This is a genomic window from Flammeovirga sp. SJP92 (assembly GCF_001583495.1).
Classification (GTDB): domain Bacteria; phylum Bacteroidota; class Bacteroidia; order Cytophagales; family Flammeovirgaceae; genus Flammeovirga.
On record NZ_LQAQ01000019.1, the window covers coordinates 138,591 to 157,227 of the forward strand.

Here is an 18,637-nt window from a genome sequence, read left to right on the forward strand (position 1 = left end):
TCGGTTTTAAAATATAATGCTCTTAAAAAAAGACTGAGATTACTGAACCCTTATGCTCAATAATCTCAGTGAGGTATTTTTATTCGTCTAAACCTTCTCCATTATCCAATGCTTCTGCCCAATTTTCACCGTGTTTTAACCACAATTGATTGTAAGCAAATGAATGATGGTTAGGGTAGATTTTGTAGAATTTATCAGAAACTAATTCGAAGATTTTTCGCTTCAACTCCTCTACTCCTTCACTCTTCAAGGCTGAAACAAATACTGAATTGTTTTCTTTGGCTAAATAACTCTCTTTCCACTCCTCAATCGTCGCTGGTGGATGATCTTCAAATGGAGGGTATTCTTTCTCCTCGAAGCTGTCTACTTTATTAAACACCAATAATGTAGGCTTGTCTGTTGCTTTGATTTCTTTCAAAGTGTTATTAACCACAGTAACGTGCTCTTCAAAAGACTCGTGAGAAACATCTACTACGTGAATCAAAATATCTGCTTCTACGATCTCATCCAAAGTGGATTTAAAACTTTCGATAAGTGTAGTAGGAAGTTTACGTATAAAACCAACGGTATCCGTCATTAAGAAAGGAACGTTGTTCATCGTAATTTTTCTTACCGTTGAATCTACCGTGGCGAAGAGTTTGTTTTCTGCAAAGACATCCGCTTTACTCAACAATCGCATGATGGTCGATTTACCCACGTTGGTATATCCTACCAATGCCACACGTACTTCCTTGTCTCTTCCTTTACGGCGAAGATCTGACTGCACCGCAATTTTCTTCAGTTTCTTACGTAACAAACTGATTTTATCACGGATGATACGCTTATCCGTTTCCAATTCTGTTTCACCAGGACCTTTCATACCTACACCACCACGTTGTCTAGAGTGGTGAGTCCAAAGGTTAGTCAGTCTTGGCAACATGTATTGGTATTGCGCCAGCTCTACTTGTGTTTTGGCTTGAGAAGATTTTGCTCTCATGGCAAAGATCTGAAGGATCAATAACGAACGGTCAATGATCATTACGTCTTCCACTTCTCTATCCAAGTTTCTAGAGTGGGCAGATGATAAGTCATCATCAAAAATGATGGTATCAATTCCCTCTGCTTTCACATAGGTCATGATCTCCTCCAACTTACCTTTACCTACAAAATATTTTTTGTCAGGATGCTCTAAACGCTGGATAAACATTTTTCTGGTTTCAATCCCTAAGGTTGAAGCCAAAAATGCCAACTCGTCTAAGTATTCCTGTGCTTTTTCTACTTTTTGATCTTTTAAGGCTAAACCTACCAAAACGGCTTGTGGTGCCTTATTATCTCGTATATGATGAAATTCTTTTTTCAAGTAATTTTATTTTTATGACCTACTGAAAGGTCAGCTTTATAACTTTATTCAACCCTAGAATATGGGATTTCAAGTTTTGTTTGAACAAATTTAATACTTTTATCCGTATCAACCTAAGTTCAACCCGTTTACATTCCCAAAAGTGTTTCTAGGTGATGTGTAGTGATACCGTGAATCTTTTTGATTTCATTGATCTGCTCTATCACTTCTGGATTTGGCGTATCTCTGATTTCATCTTGCACTCCCACTACTAAAACATTTTTTGCAGTATGTTCTGTGGCAATAAATTCAAACACCTTCGTCTTGTAACCAAACGCTTCCATGATCAACGCACGAATACCATCTGTCAACAATTCCGCTTGTCTTTCCTTCAGAATACCAAACTGCGTGATTTTACCTAAACTGTCTTGTGGTTCTAATTGCTTACGCACTTGCTTATGACAACATGGAGCACAAACAATCACTTTCGACTGTGCTTTGATACCTCTATAAATAGCATCATCTGTAGCTGTATCACAGGCATGCAGCGCAATCAATAAATCAATGGATGGAAGATCTACTTCTTTGATGGTACCTTCTTTGAAAGTCAGGTGCTCAAAATTCGATTTCTCTGCAATTCCATTACACTTTTTCACCAATTCAGGACGCATCTCCACACCAATCACTTCTGGAGATTGCTTCACAACATTCTTCAAGTAATCATATAATGCGAACGTCAGGTAACCTTTCCCTGCCCCCATATCTACAACATTATAGTTGCCAGAAAGGTCCACATTTTTCAAAATACCTTCAATAATCTCAACATATTTGTTCAGTTGACGGTATTTGTCCTGCATGCTGTTTTTCACCTTAAACTCCTTGGTCGTTACACCTAGTTCTTGAAGGTATACATTGTCTTTTGCATCAATCAATCTTCTTTTTTGCTTGTCGTGCTGTAGCTTAGGCTTCGACTTCATAGAAGCGGCTTTCACTCTCAGCTTGGCAGATTGCTTGGGTGAAATCAATAAATGGAAATCGTTTTCTGTAGTGTATAAATCAGCATTGAAGAAATCTTCCTCCAAATACTTCATTACTGTTTCTACAATCTCTTCAAAAGGAATATTTTTCGTAATATCATTTGTAGGGTATCTGTAGATACATGAAAGATGTAATCCTTTTTTCAGCTGTGCTAGCTTTCCATTAATAGACTTCAGGTCTGCTTCTTTGTTTCTCTTATTCGACAATGTAATTTTTACAAGGGTATCATTTTTCAAACTATCCCTTAAATGCTGTTCAAATTTATCTACATTGATAAGACTCATATTCCTCCTTTTTAAAATTCAACCCACAAAAGTAATGAATTCTAATTCTAAAGTCTTGTGAATTTGAACAATAGCTCTTAATATATAATTTAACTACCTCTTAATAAGTTTAAAAATATGATATACTCCCCTATTTACAACAGACAAGAAGTAAATACCTTGAGGTAAGGAACTGTGGAAATCATTTATTTTCACTCCATCAACAATTCCTTCATGAAGCAACGTACCATCAGAATAATGCAATAAATAAGTTCCATGAACAGGGTAAGAAAATTCCAGCTGATCAAAGGTATACTCAGGTCCGTTAAATTTGAGATCTAGGATTTTATTTTGATTCACAGCTGTAATGACTTCTTCATATTCAAGGAAGAGTACATTGGACCATGATGTTTCAATTGTTTTCAAACTATCTACACCTCTTACTTTCAAAAACATTGATGCTTTGATTTCAATGGTATAAATATTATCATGGTGCACTGTTGTAGAAGTAGTTTCAAATAAAGAATCTGAGGAGGAAATAATCTCAAATTGATGTGATGCATTTGATGAAGAGAGCGAGATGACATAATGGTTTTCCTCACTTTCCATGATCATCACTTCACAATCACCCATTCTTTTTTCGACTTTCATGGTCTTAAAAGTCTGTATGAGGTGAGTGTCTTGATAGGGCAATGTATAATATTTCGCACCTATTTTAACCTTATACCAAGTATCAGAATTTAATCCTTCCAACAAATACGCTGTATCTGTAATGGTATAATATTGAGAACTACCCAATGAATCAATTAGTTCTATCTGATATTCCTTTGCACCTTCAACTTCATTCCACAAGACCAAAGCACTTGAATCCGTTATTGATTGTATTTCTGTAGTCGGCTGTTCATATACAAATGCCTCCAGATAAAGAATATTAGAGTAATCAGTCACATAAAAATTCTCCTTCAATCCTCTCAACCTTATATATTTTGGTTCCTTTACAGCTATATTGAAAAAGCTATTTTCTAGAACTAAAGTATCAGTAGTGAATGATGCAAATAATGAGTCTGTTGCAGATTCAATTTCCAAAGTATCGTATTCTAATTCACCTGCATCTACTATAACTGAATATTTCCCTTCAAAATGTGCATCAATTCCACATTGAATTTCTTCCAATTCTGGGACAGTTGGACTGTAAGCTTCCAAATAGATAACATTAGAAAAATGAGTTACATATGCTCCCTCTTTTATACCTCTAAGTTGGATATATTGGGATGTTGAAACGGTAAAATCAAAATGATTATTGACGAGTAATACTGTATCTATAGTTGATTCACTAAAAGTGGAATCATTTGAAAACTCTACCTCCAATGAGTCAAATTCCGTTTCACCTGCATTAACTACAATAGTGTAAATATCTTCTTGCTGTTCTTCAATTCTGCATGACAATTCATATAAAACTGGAAGTTCAGGAACATATTCCTCCAAGTACAAACTATTAGAGACTATTGTGATGTAAACTTGCTCTTTTATACCTCTTACTCTTATGTACTTTGAATCCTCTATCCTATGATTGAAATTGTTATTTGTCACTGTTACCGTATCAAAAGTAGAGGATTGGAAAAGCGGATCATCTGACAATTCTATTTCAAGAGTATCAAGAATAATATCATCTGCATCAATAGCAATCGTGTAAAGACCTTCTCTATTTGATTGAATTTCACATACAATTGACCTTATTTTCCTTAAAGTTGAAATAGAATCACGAGCACCATAATCGCTGTATTCTGCATTGGGATAGATGGTCACTATTTCAAAATAATAAAGTGTTGAATCAGATAAATTATCTAGTCGCAAAGTATTAGAATCCATATACATTTCATTATCCAATGATTGATGCTCCCCCCACCTTATGTAGTATTTTTCTGCTTCGGCTACTTTATCCCAAGAGATATGAATACTTTGGTACGTGACGTCATTAAATGTTATTTTAGGATTTACAAATGTCTCTCTTGGCTTATAAAATTCCTTTGATGACCACTCTGACGTTTCTCCAATTGTGTTAAAAATGGACCTTATATTCACTTGATAAAAATTGCCTTCTTTCAACTCACTTAGTGTGATAGTCGTATCCGTCGTTATTCCTTTACTCAGTAAAGTACTATCATTATAAAACTCGTATTCATACGCTGATGCACCAAATACTTTTTGCCAGTCTAACCAAAGCGAATCGGCTTCCAAAAAAGAAAAAGTTTGAATTTCCGGTGTGAGTAATTGCTGTTCTCCTTCTATTATAAAATGCTTTTCTTCATAAAAAAATTGACTTTCTAACCTTACCTCGTGCTCCGTCTCCCCTAAAAACTCTGGTAAATGAATAATAATTGTATCATTATTCACCTCAAAATCTATCTGATGTTGATCCAAATAAATTTTCTCAACCTTTGAACTATTCATTACACTTAATTCCAACACCGTATCACCTTGAAATAATGTATTAATGTTTCGAACAGAAAAAGCATAAGGAATATAAAACTGTTCCCCCTGCCCTCTGTTACCGTTATGAAAATAGGCATTAACACCTCTTACCGTGTCACCCTGAGGCATCAAATATGCTAGTGGAATATCAAAAAAAGCAGTCAATTCATCCAAATGCTTCAATTGGTATTTGTAGACTTTACTTTCTTTGGACTGTTCTTCAAAAGTATAAACCTCTTTTTCTCCGACTATTTCATAATAAATAAACTGTTCTTCGGACAGATCCAATACGGATTGGTATTCATTGGACAGCATCAACCGTACATCACCTGACCTAACCTGCTCTATGGTATCTGCAATAGGCTTGAGATAAACCTGAATAGGAGGTGATTTTTTTTGAGTGCTGAAATGGAATGGTTCTGAAAGTTCTGAATTTGAATATTGGGCTTGAATCTGGTATTCTGTTTGAGGTTTTAGATCAGGAAGCGAAAAAGTGGAAGTATTCACTACAAAAGAGCTATCTCCAAAAATCACAGAAATTTCTTCGTTTTCATATGAATCTATTTCCAAATACACCAAGGTATCATATACTGAATGAAGAGATAGCTTCGGAGGATTTCTCAATGTTCTCACTGTCACAATTTCCCCATATATGCTCTCATCAATTTTAATTCTGAACTTGTATTCTGTATTTATATTCAGGTCATGAAAAGTGTATTCATGCCCCTCTGTTTTAATAATTTGAACAGGCGTATCTTTCTCTATTAATTCCAATACAAACTGCTCTCCTCGATCAGAAGGCCAACTAAGACTCACTGAATTTTCTGTCACTTCATTGACTGCTAAATGAGGCGGTTTTATATGAAGGTCAACTAACGCTACCCAACCCTCAGCATTGACGCTCCTGTCCGCATCAAAAGAAAAGATTAATGCACCACTTTGATGATTTGAATAAAGAGGAGTTAAATCCTCATAAGTAGAAGAATATTTTTGTAACAATTGACCGCTATTTCTAAGGGTGTCAGCATACACAGTCAGAGAATCATAGTTTTCCTCCAGTTTTAAATCAATAAATTCTACTGACAATAAGTAGTCCTCTGATGGAGGATATAATGTCTGGATGATTTCCGTCTTGTCCGTATAGTTGTTATTTAGGCCTCCTGGATCAGTATACATCAAACCCTCTGTCACTACAATTGTATCACTTGACATAGCTATTACCTCTTCAAAAAGAGTAGTTACTTTATGAGGAGAACTCCACTTTACAGAATCAACAGCAATAGAAATATTGTATTTTGTACCCGCCTCCAATTGCTCCATCAACACACTCTTCTCTTCAGTCGAGAAATACATAGTATCATTTGAGGAGTGACATTTTATGTAAAAAATCTCTTCTTCGAAACCTTCCGTTGACCATTGGACACTGATAAAGTTAGTTCCTCTATCCATCACACTTAGTTCAGGAAAACCTCTTTGCGTTTTAAAAGTTTGCGGTTGAGAAAAAGAAGATGTTTCAGTGTTGAATTTTACGGTGTAATGCGTATTAGGATATAGATTCTCAATGAGAATTGGTTCTCCATAATGATAAGATTCTCTCCTGAAATTTCCAGCTTCATCCTCAACTCGAAGTGTTACCTCTTGATCTTTTTGAAGTAATGGCCAATTGAATTCTAGAGTATTAATGGACGCTTGGATCAAGCGTAATGTGTCTTGATTATGATTCAGTAATGTCGGGAACAGCACAAAACCACTTTTATTAATTCGGAGATCTGAAGTCATATTCAATTTCAATCCTCCTGCATCACTGAATACCCTATCACCTGAAATGAAACCCGTGAGTCTATCCATTGGATTCTCCTCTTGCATTTCAACTACATCGTGGATAGTCAAGAAGTCGTAGTTCTTTTCTAAATCAAAATGAAAAATATCTAACGCTAAGACCTTAGCAGTATCTTCTGGTAAAAACAAATGAGAGAGCTGAGTTAAAGATAAATAATCATCATTAAGACCTCCGTTATCAACTATGGTATGTTGATCACCCACAGTGTCTATTTGATGATCTTGGAGTTGAATGATCTTATCCTCATCAATGGATAAAAATTGAAGAGGAACCGAAGCGATTGGTTCTTCATATCCCCTCAGTTGCAAAGTGTACAGGCTTCTTGGTTTTAAATGATCAATATGATAGGAATCTTGGTTTGTTGTGAAATATTGTACTTCATTCTCCTCATTTCTCAATTCGATTTCTACCCATTGAGAAGGAAACTGCTGTACTGTTTTATGAATAGAAAATGTACATGATGTGGATGTTGTGGAAAGATCAGCGATTTGCAGAAGAGAAGGTCCATTTATAAAAATATCATAGTCTTCAATTTCACCATAAGAGAGATTAGCACAAGGAGTCGGCTGTTTATTAAAAGCCATCATCACCCTCATTTTTTTCTTCCCTTGAAAAGGTTGCAATAAAGTAAAACTTCCTGACACCTCACCTTTCGTTGGAACTATTGAAACAATCTCCTCTCCTTCATCATAAAAGTTGCCATTATCATTAAAATCAATCCAAACTTTCCAGCCTTCAGAGTAATGTTCTGATGTATAACCTGGAGTCAAAAGAAACGGTATTTGTTCCCCATAAGATAAAGTCAAAGTAGAGTCTTCTGTAAAGTATTTGTAACCTTCATTATCTCCCGAATGGGAGGTCCAGTTTCCTATTTCAATTTTTTCAATCCATTCATCAGGAGTATTCCCTTCAGGTATACAGTAGTCTTGAGCAAAGGAGAAATGGTTTAACAGCAGTAATAGAAATATAAGGTTTTTCATAGTATAGTTAGTATTCACTTTTTACTGATCTTAGTTTGGTAATTATAAAATACAACGATCAAAACGAATAACATACTTACTCCGTGAATCTTACTACTCTTTCTTTTGAAAATAAAAAAGGCCACGCTTTTCAGCATGGCCTTTTAAACGACAAATAGTTTTGGCTATTTATCTTACTATTAGTTTTTTCACAAAAACGTCTTTTCCTGCTACTACTTTCACAATGTAAATACCCGAACCTAATTCAGCAGTATTCAACTCGATTAAGTCGTAGTTAGAAATTGTTTCATAGTCAAAGTTATCTACTACTCTACCTTTGTTATCATAGACATAGATTGAAACTACATCAGTGTCAATATCCAATAATGAAAGTGATGTATTTTGACCATTTGTTGGGTTTGGACTCAATAAGATATCTCTTGAACTTCCATCAGAGTCAACCAAAACACTAATTGGCCCGAAGTATTCAAATCTTCCATCAAAATCAACTTGCTTCAATCTATAATACATTCTACCAGCATAAAGATTGGCATCAGTATATGAATAAGATAGTGTTATATTGCTATTTCCAGCACCTTCTACAAAATCAAGAAGCTCCCAGTTTTTCTTATCTCTTGATTTTTGAATAACGAAACCATCATTGTTGATTTCAGAAGCTGTAGCCCATGTCAATTCAACTTCAGCGTCTTTTACTTCTGCTTCAAAATAAATCAATTCAACTGGTAAGTCCTGTTCTGTGAAACCTACTGAGATCATTGCTTCCACTGAAATATCAGAAGCCATTGTTCTTGCACTAGAACTACCCATCACTCTTGATCCTGATTTTTTATCTTTACTATGACCTGTTTTAGTATCAAATACAATAGGATCTCCAGACGTTGATGAGAAGTAATGCTCATCATCCAATAATGCTTCACTAAACTTGTTACCACCAACAATTGCTTTAGATGAATCTCCTCCAATGTAAGACCAAGTCTCCGAACCTGCTGCTAACTCTGCATCTGAGAAAAGTAAGAATCTGTTTACATTTTCATTTTCTACAGAAATATAGTTGATCGCAGTAGACACTGTTGACGGTCCTCCTGGCTTTACAAGTGGTACTAAATGCCATTGTCCTTCTTCAACATTTGTGATGTCATCTGGATAGTTTTTCTGCTCTAAATCAATTTTATTGTGAGCGTACTCAACAGACCAAATAATAATTTCTTCTGTTTTCGTGATTCTAGCATTATTTGCCGCTCTTGAATTGGAAGCACTGCTTTGTGGAGCCAACGTCTTTGGTAAACTTCCTTTAGCAGTCAAACTACCAATACCAATTGGTCTAAAACCACCCGTTAATGAACCGATTGGGAAGATCATTCCTCCTTCAACTTTTCCATCAACAGATTTAACCATATAATGCGATCTACCTAACACGTAGCTATTACCCGAACCGTTAGACTGTAAATTATTATTGAAATCATCATAGAATAAGAATCCCTCGTCTGTTGAATTTACAGTACCACTTATCAATTGCAAGGCATCTCCCACGTGAACAGTATCTGTCAACACTACTGATGGAGTTCCCAATACATTGAAGTTATGCGTATTATTGACTTTCAAGATCGGAAGATATTCACCAGGGTAAGCACCAAACTTAGCATTGACAGTTTGTTGAGAAGTACCATTCAATTCAAGTGTAAAGTCTCTCAAATCGTAGTTCAAACCTTTTGAAGGTTTACCGTCTCCATCTCTGTCTACTTGCTCTATTGTAAGGTCTCCACCCAATATGATTGATGAATTCAGAGCCGTCAATTTAGCTTCTTTTCTGATTATTAAATCACCATCGATTGTGATATTCGCCCCTGAAGGAAGCTCTAATTCTCCAATGTCTGCCACTTCGACTCCTCCGCCTTCTGTTGCATTCAAATCAGATTCTAATTTAAACTTCACTCCTTCTCCAATTTTCAAACCGTCTTTACCTAATATCAATAATTCATCATTGAACTGATAAGTAACGATTGGGTCGCCAGCAGTGTAAGCTGAGTTCATCAATTCTAATCCTTTTACATTCGCATATTCTCCTGTTTTAAAATCATCAGGAAGACCGTAAGGAATGCCTCCAGCATTTGGTGTATCAAAGTCCATTACCAAAGTACCTGAACTTACTGTATAGAATTCTCTCCAGTTATCTGGAATTGTCATATTTGATCTACGAACAAATCGACCAGAACCTTTTACTGAATTAAACTTCGTACCTGGAATATCAACATCAAAGATTAACTCTCCTCTTAGATCAAGAATGTTCTCTTCAAGTGGAGCTGTCAAAATTACTTTTGCCCCTTCATCAATCAATACATTGGTAAATTCTGGTGCATTCACTAAGTCCGTAGTCCACACTGTATCCTCTCCAGAAAGCTTAATTTCAAAGATGGTATATTCTCCAATTTTATTTAAATCGGCATCTAATAAATCATGTACTTTCTCCACACCATCTGCTTTTACCCAAATTGCACTATTCCAATTCTGCTCAGTTGAGAAATCTACAGACGATGCTGTTTTATAAGGAATTGTATATTTCTTGAAATCATTTGGATCTCCAATCATATACACACCTGCCACATAACCGTTGTTGAATGTATGCAGTGATTCTTTTGTAAATGAAGTTGTGAAGATATTGTTATTAGTGTTGATGTTAGATCCATCTGACAATACTTTCCAAATACCCGTTTTATCGTAATTCACAGCTTCAACATAAGATGCTTCTGCTGTTCCATCACCATCATTTACAACATCTAAATCGTTATAATATAGATCAAAATCAACACTGAAATCATCATTGATCTGTATCTCATCTCCATTTTTATCATATGAAGTCAAGAACCAAGTGTAATCTAAAATACGGGCATCTGCTTCTGTTTTCCCATCTGCAATAGCAGGAGAGAACATCTTATCTAAAATATTGACATTGACGCCATAAGCACTTGCTCCTGTTGTGTATTTTGCCACTGCAGGTGTAAACTTATAAACCGCTGTTTTACTGTCTTCAATTCCTAATGGATAAATAAATGACTTACCGCTTTGGTTCGTTGCATAGACTTTCGTCACACCTCCACTTCTTCTTTTACCTGATAACAAGATCATATTTTGAGAAGAGAAACTCGACACTCTGCTTTTTCCATCTGAACCGTTGATGCTAGCACCTTCAGACAGTAACATGTGATTATCTTTTAATTCTAAAAGGCCTAGTTCAAGCGTTAATGCATTATTAATCGTGAAGGCATAGAAGCTATCTCCAGTAATCTCTGTTGAAACTCCTGAATTGTTATTGATCTTCAAATAAGAAATATTGACGTTGTTACTTCTTATATTTTGAGATGTACTGCCATCCAGAACTAAGGCCTCTCTTTTATTATTACTAACAATTGAACCCTCACCAATAAAGTCACCTTTTAAATATATAGAGTGATTTTTATTCAAGTTAACAACAGCATTATCGATAATCGTAAGATCTCCTTCAATGTTTAGACCATTCACCTTACCTGATTCTAAATCAAAAAAGGCTCTATCCAAATCTAATATTGTTCCTGTTCCTGAAATTTCCACATCATTTAACTGGAATGAAGAAGAGTTGTTATTGTCATATCTATCAATAGATTGAGTATTGCCACTATTGAACTTCACTTTACCTCCATTTGCTAAATACGATCCATCATTTCTGATACCATCTTTAAACTCAACGTTAAATCCGTTTTGATTAAAAGTGGCACCTGATTCAATCTGTAACCTTCCTGCTATTTGATAGTATTTATCTGTTGATAAAGGCATTAATTTCACCTCACCGGAGTTGATCAGCAATGTAGGTAAGTTCACATCTTCATTTGATCTTAATGTAGACACCTCCGTTTTTCCATCTGCAAGCTCAAATACAATTTTTGCATCTTCGCTGAATTCAGATGATACTGGAGTAATATTTACATAAGGCATTGTAGGGTTGATCATTGCACCTGTCTTGATTACAAATGTTCTTCCACTTCCAAAACTATGGTCGAAGTTCAACTTAATTGATCCCTCATGGTAGATTTCGAAAACTCCTCTTTCCTGATTTAGTGCCGAAGTAATACCCTGAGAACCTACTTCAAATGCACCACCTGTTTGTTCATAGTGTAATTCACCAGTAGTAGTTGTCAGTTTTCTTCTCACTTGTGAACCAACTTTAATTACACCATCGTTAAGAAGGATTCTTGATGCTCCACTTGATCCGTACTCAATATAGTTTTCTTTTCCGGCATCAGCCATTAATAATGAACCTCCATCAACGTGGATTGTACCATCCAATTCAATACCACCAATAGATGATGTTACTCTTACAATCGCGTTCTTAGTGATCTTAAGCGTTGTACCCACTGGAATGGCAAAGTTTCCTCCGCCAGAGTTAATATCAATGTCAATATTTGATGAGTTAAATTCTACGCCACCTTTTACAAGTTGTATAGGCTTCTCTTCTGATGTTCCATCTGATGGTCTTGCGAAAGAGATTTTATCCTCTACTTTGATCACTTTAGATGAAGTTGCTTTATCCACTGTAAAGTCATATAGCTTTAGTTCATCTGCATCTTTCAAATCAATCTCACCATCACTCTCACCGTTAAACACCAATGACACTTTTGGTACTTTATTGATATCAATCAGATCAAGACCTACTCCATCGTGACCAAATAAATCAAAATCTCCAATCACATTATGTGACTTAATGCCAGTATTTAGATATAAAGTGTGATGCGCACCAACTGTTGATGCTGAATATCTATCTACATAAACAAATGGCTTGTTTTCGAATCGGATTGAGCCATCGTCATTTTTCTTGATATTATTATCAAGGCGAAGGAAGTCAGCTTCAATAGTGTGATTATAAGCACCATCTGTAAAGTATAAATCTCCACCATTTTTCAGGTAAATTTCTCCTTCAACAAAAATATCACCTTCCGCTTGATCACCTCTAATATATAATGCTACCTCTTTGAAGATATCCAGCGTTTTTGCTTTTAAATCATGTGCTAGGTAAACCTCTGCATTTTTCAGTGTACCATCATCATTTTCCTCTGTATTTCTGTTCCATAATTCATACCTTGGATAGATTTGTATCGAAGGGTAATCCGGAATTTCAATATTTTCACCCGTAGGTATTCTTAATTTGAAAACACTACTATCATTAACGGCCCATCCGTTGAAATCTCCTTCAATGACAGGTTTTTCAATAGAAATAACATTTCCATCTACATCATAAGTAGCAAATAAATCAATATTTAATTCTGCTGTACCAGTAATTAATCCTGGCTTGAATGATGCTCTTTCACTGATTTTGATACTTTTACCTTCTCTAGATTTAAACTGTTGCTCAAACCTGATCTCTGCAATTGTTAAGTCATAATCATTCTCGATTGTAATTCCTTTGAATTCCTTCTTAACATTATCTCTATCAAATCCAGTTTTTGGAGAACCAATAATAGCTACATCTCCTTCACCTGGAATATGATATTTAGTAAGATCATCAGTAATAGGCACCAAAGTTCCTCCTACTTCTACATACCAGCTATCTTCATTGGTCCAGTTATTATTCGTGCTTACGCCGTCTCTACAGCCCTTGCAATAGTAATAAGCCATTGGTTCACCTTTGAAGGTATCCATATCACCAAGTGTATAACTTGCATTCTCAATAGCAAAATAACCTTCCGCACCTACACCACTCTCATCCCATACTTTATCAAAAGTGATCAAAATCTTATTTTGAGTGTAATGAGCAGGCGTTGAACTTAAACCTGACTTATGTCTCTCATAACCTGGAGTACCAATTGTACCGATATTCGAATATTTTTCATGCAAGGAAATGATTGTTTCACCCACTACACTTCCATCTTCAGCAAACTCTCTTTGATAATACGAAGAAGGGTAAGTAATTCCTGCATTGCTGTAAAGTTCAATTAGTTTTTCATCACCACTCAATACTTTACCGCCAACATAACCCGTTACTACATTTCCTGCACCTAGTACAAACTGATTACCATCAGGGCTGAATTTGTTTTCAGTATCAATATCGTTATCCATTTGGAAAGCCCACTTCACCTTTGGTAAAGAAGACAGGGACGTTTCATCAAAACCTGAACGCTCTACTCTCCAATTGATTTTCGCTAAATCTCCTTCATCATAATCTGCCGTTTGCAACACAGAACTTACTGGTCTTACACTAATGTAACCATCAATTCCTGATACGTTTTCAACAGACAATCTAGCTGGAGTATACTCAAAATCGGTATCCGAATATTTAATCGCTAATGGGAAAAGTAATGTATTATCTTCTCCGTCATATTTGTAATATTTTGTCCATGTACCATTATCAACTTTAAGTTTCAAACCTCCTGAAGAGGATTTACCATCCGTCATAATAAATGAAATAACATCTTCATCATTGAATACAGCACCATCTTTCACCTTCTTTGTAAACTCTTCAAAACGTGGAGCATCACCAAATCCAGGGTCTGTAACTGCATTACCATTATTTGAATCTCTTGTTACGTAATGGAAAGCTGTATATCCTAATTGATCAATTTCTAATTCGTAATGACCAATATCTATGTAACCATCATAATATACCAAACGGTCAATATGAACATCTGAAGTAAATTCAATACCTGTATGCTCCATAAACATTTTGACGTTACCAAAACGAGCTCCAGGTTTAGTAAGAATCACACCTTTGTTGGCCGGTCTTAATTTTAATAATGCATTAGAAGCTGTAACACCAGGCTCATAAACACCAATTGTACCATAGTTAATGATGTCTCCTCTCAATGGTCTGATCGAATAATCTCTGTGATCTAAAACACCTTTCAATACTTGTAGATCTCCGTAGATATCTAAAAGGTTAGAGTTGTTTTGATGATCTCTGTAAATGTCTCTTGTCGACATATCAATATCAGCATCATTTGCCGCCCAGAATGATGGGTGTGCTTTGACTGTGATCTTGGCGTTGTCTCTTTCTTTATCAATTATAAAGTGGTTAACAATAAAGTTATTTACTTCTGATAAACCTGTTGGACTAGATGATGGTTCAACGTAATAATCTTGCCCTCCAATATTTTTAGAGACCATCTCAACATAACCATTAGGACAGTCATCTCCTGAACAAGCTTTCTTTGTATCTGTTACTGTCCCTGATCTTGTATCTGTTCTATCTACAGCATAATAAACACCGCCCTCTTCAACATAAGGGTATTGATAGTCGATAAATAACTCACCGTTTTCATGACCATTAAAGACCAAACGGTTATAAGAGAAATTATCTCTATCGTGACCTAAAGCTTCATGTTTTTTGATAATTAAACTACCTCCAACATAAATATCTTTACCTCCACCTTTATATAAAGCTTCAACTTTAAAGTTGTTTAAAACTCTCAAGTCCTGCACAGGTACAACAACATCATCATCTCCAGATACTGCCCAAGTATTTCCTCTTGAAGTCACTGTAGCTCTGTTACCTGTTGCTGGATTAAGCTCCAATAATTCTAAGTTATAGAAAGGTGCTGTACTTGTTAAACCAAAACCTTCGTCAGTCTTGATGATAACAGTACCACCAGTGACGTTATAGTTAGAAGAAGTAACACCAATAAATAGACCTTTATCCGATCTTCCATCAGTATCTTCAATCATCAAACGGCCACCACTCATAATAAATGTGTTGTCAGGCCAAGGCAATGATAACAAACTATGGTTATCTCCATTACCTTTGAATGTGATATCACCTGCGTGCTGTATAAATGCACCTTTGTGCGCTCCACCATAAGTTGATGTTCTCAACATTTTAGTAAATACCTCACCACCATCAACTTGTAATGTACCATCTGTTCTCAATGTAAAACCTGAAGATGGGCCTGTTCCGTTATTGTATAAATCAAGAATACCTTCAGTAATCAATACGTCTCCATAAATTACCAATGCAGTTGCACTTTGAGTATTACCACCCATAGACACCTCAGCACCAGAAATCCACAGTCTCGCATTCTGATTGATATTTCTGTTACCTGATCCCGTTTTTAAATCATATGTAATGTTTCTACCCAAACGTAATGTACCTTGATACAAAGAGAATGCGTAGTCATCTTCTTTATTAATTTCTGCGTTTTGAGGTCCACCATAATCACTAGTGGCCATAAGAGAAAGCGTCACATCATTTTCTGCATATACATATAATGTATTTTCTTTGAAGGCTTTTTCTACTCTAATCTGAGCCAAAGTAGCATCTGCTGCAATTCGGAACGTTTGCTCTGAAGTTGCATTAACTGCTTTAATTGATAAATCTGGAGCATTTACCTCACCAAAGTTGGTGAAGTTTCCTTGAGTAAGGATTTTATTTCTCACCTTAAAGTTAGAACCATCATCTGCCGAATGACCGTCATAAGTCCATCCTCCATTTTTACCGATTAGAATATCACCTTCAATAGTCAATTCATCACCACTGGCATCAAACTCAATATTACCACTAGCTACTTCAATACCACCATTTAATTTAAGGTTCTGGATGTAGACTTTTTTAGAAGTATCATCTAATTTGACCGATAGGTTATTAAATTCAATATTATTCGGGAAGGTGATATCAGAAGTACCATAAACTTCTAATGTACCACCATCTTTGGTAAAGAACCCTTTGTCTGTCAAACCATCTGCTGCAGGAATATTATCTGATGAAATTCTTACAACACCTTGTCCTGTAAGTTCACCGAATGTATTAAGATCTCCTTTAAAATCTAAAGTACCACCTTTTTCCACTACAACTTTTGTCAATGTAGGAAGAGTTGAAGCTGTAGTGATGTATTGACCATTTAATATATGAATTTCATCACCTGCTTCAGGTCTGTTGTTTTTGTCATTAGGAATAATAGATAAACCGTCAGGATCTTTCGTCCAAACGTACTCATCATTCCAACCTTTTGGAATGTTATTCTTAAAAGTATACCACTTCGTGATATTCAAATATTCTGACTCATAATAATCACGTACTAATGCTCTTTCGGCAGCATCAATAACATCATCATAAATCAAGATTTCTGCAATTTCACCCTTAAAAACGTGCTCTGTTGAAGCATGATCTTTATGTAGTGTGCCCACATAGATACCATTCTCTAAGGTTAAACCACCTGATAAAATTTCGTTATCCTCCTTGTCTTTATGGAAAGAAACTTCAATAATTTTAAAGTCATCGGAAACAGTTTTGTAAGGGGCTGGATCTGAAGAAGAACTTTGAACAAATGGGCCTGAGAAAGTTCTATTGAAGTTAATACTATAGGATGCAGATACATTTCTTTTTCCTCCAAATGTATCGCCCGCAAATCTTATGTTAGAAGGATTTACTCTTCCTTCTAAATACACACCTGAATACTCATCACAAATTAAGTTCATCAATTGAGAAGGAGGTGTGTCTCCAACTTTATAAATAATGAACACCGTTTTGGCTTCAATGCTAGTACCTGCCTCAGCTCTTAGAGCCGATTCACCATCAAAAAGAATGGTTGATTTACTATTGAAACCGTTTTCCTTTAAAGTGGGGGCTTGTTTCACATGACTTGTGTGAAAGTTAGCTGCTTCGTAAGAAAACTTCACAGCAGTCGTATTTCTGTCGGCGTCAACATGGTAGCCACTCCATGAATTGTCCCCAGAATTATGATCCCCTGCACTTAAACGAAATGAGTGGTTCAACAAATTGTCTACGGGGTTTTGCCCATATACAATATGCCCCCTCATTCCAAGAGTTAAACTCAGAATTAGAAGAAAAAATAGCCTTTTCATAATAAAAATTATGTTTGTCGTGTTAATTGAATCAAAAAAAAGGTTTACTTAAAAAATGGCGTCCACAGTAATTAATACTCAAAGTTGATTGTCAAGAAAAATTCACCATTAATTTTAAGTAGCTCACAATAAGTTCATTTAATTGAAAACTTGATAACACAGTGTAAATGTTAAAATAGACTTAGATCATCAAAATTTTACGGAAATATATGAAAAATTTAAGTCAAATACTCCTATTACTTCAATAAACACAGTACACTTGTTAAAAATTTTAACTTTATTCACAGATACAGGGTTAGAAATTTCATTTTACTCATAACTATCTAAGTACTCGTGAATAAAAGTTAACAATGATTATTGTACATTTTTTTCCGTTAGGAATGTCTAAAATTACGCTCTTTTTTGATGAGCAACGGGGTATATTTTGGTCTATCTCTAAAAAGAAAAAATGAATAATTATTCTTCCATAGAATACTTTTAGATCTAAGGGTAAAGTAATCAATAAAAAGGTCTAAATTTTTCATATTAATTAAAGATCATAAGTACACAGTAATTAAAACATAATGAATAGGTTATAATAGATATTTCTTTTCAACTATTAAGTATAAAGAACAGCAAAATCACAAATCTTTTTTTGGGGATATTTGCGCTACTTTTCAAAGCTTATTCTCCAAAATTTTTCTCTGCTTTTTTTGCTGGACACTCAAAATTTAAGACTTAAAAATACTATTCAATTCAAGAGATAGAAAAACCACAAAGCATGATATCAATTTTAGTTTCGGAGGAGATAAAGTCGTTTTACATTTCAATAACATGACCATGAAACCAGTACATTTTTAACACATCTAAATATTTTGAAACTGTAGTTTATGATATGATAAACCTAAACAAACACTTCATATTGCAT

The 18,637-nt window shown here is 35.3% G+C and carries 4 protein-coding genes; all 4 read right to left on the reverse strand.

Annotation, left to right across the window (positions count from 1 at the left end):
- Window positions 1-79: 79 nt before the first annotated feature.
- The gene (gene hflX / locus AVL50_RS05810) at window positions 80-1,339 is read right to left on the reverse strand and encodes a GTPase HflX (RefSeq protein ID WP_062615544.1); all 1,260 of its coding nucleotides are present in this window, start codon (window positions 1,337-1,339) and stop codon (window positions 80-82) included.
- A 128-nt stretch (window positions 1,340-1,467) separates the two neighbouring features.
- Window positions 1,468-2,640, reverse strand: a complete 1,173-nt coding sequence (locus AVL50_RS05815) for an SAM-dependent methyltransferase (RefSeq protein ID WP_062615545.1) — start codon at window positions 2,638-2,640, stop codon at window positions 1,468-1,470.
- Window positions 2,641-2,733: 93 nt separating this feature from the next.
- Window positions 2,734-7,911 (reverse strand): GEVED domain-containing protein, encoded by a 5,178-nt coding sequence (locus AVL50_RS05820; protein WP_157491163.1) that lies wholly within the window; start codon window positions 7,909-7,911, stop codon window positions 2,734-2,736.
- Between the two features lie 168 nt (window positions 7,912-8,079).
- Window positions 8,080-17,730 (reverse strand): T9SS type A sorting domain-containing protein, encoded by a 9,651-nt coding sequence (locus AVL50_RS05825; protein ID WP_157491164.1) that lies wholly within the window; start codon window positions 17,728-17,730, stop codon window positions 8,080-8,082.
- Between the last annotated feature and the right edge of the window lie 907 nt (window positions 17,731-18,637).

Coding starts and splice junctions, on each gene's coding strand:
- AVL50_RS05815 (WP_062615545.1), bottom strand. CDS start 2,640: ATGAGTCTTATCAATGTAGATAAATTTGAACAGCATTTAAGGGATAGT.
- AVL50_RS05825 (WP_157491164.1), bottom strand. CDS start 17,730: ATGAAAAGGCTATTTTTTCTTCTAATTCTGAGTTTAACTCTTGGAATG.
- AVL50_RS05820 (WP_157491163.1), bottom strand. CDS start 7,911: ATGAAAAACCTTATATTTCTATTACTGCTGTTAAACCATTTCTCCTTT.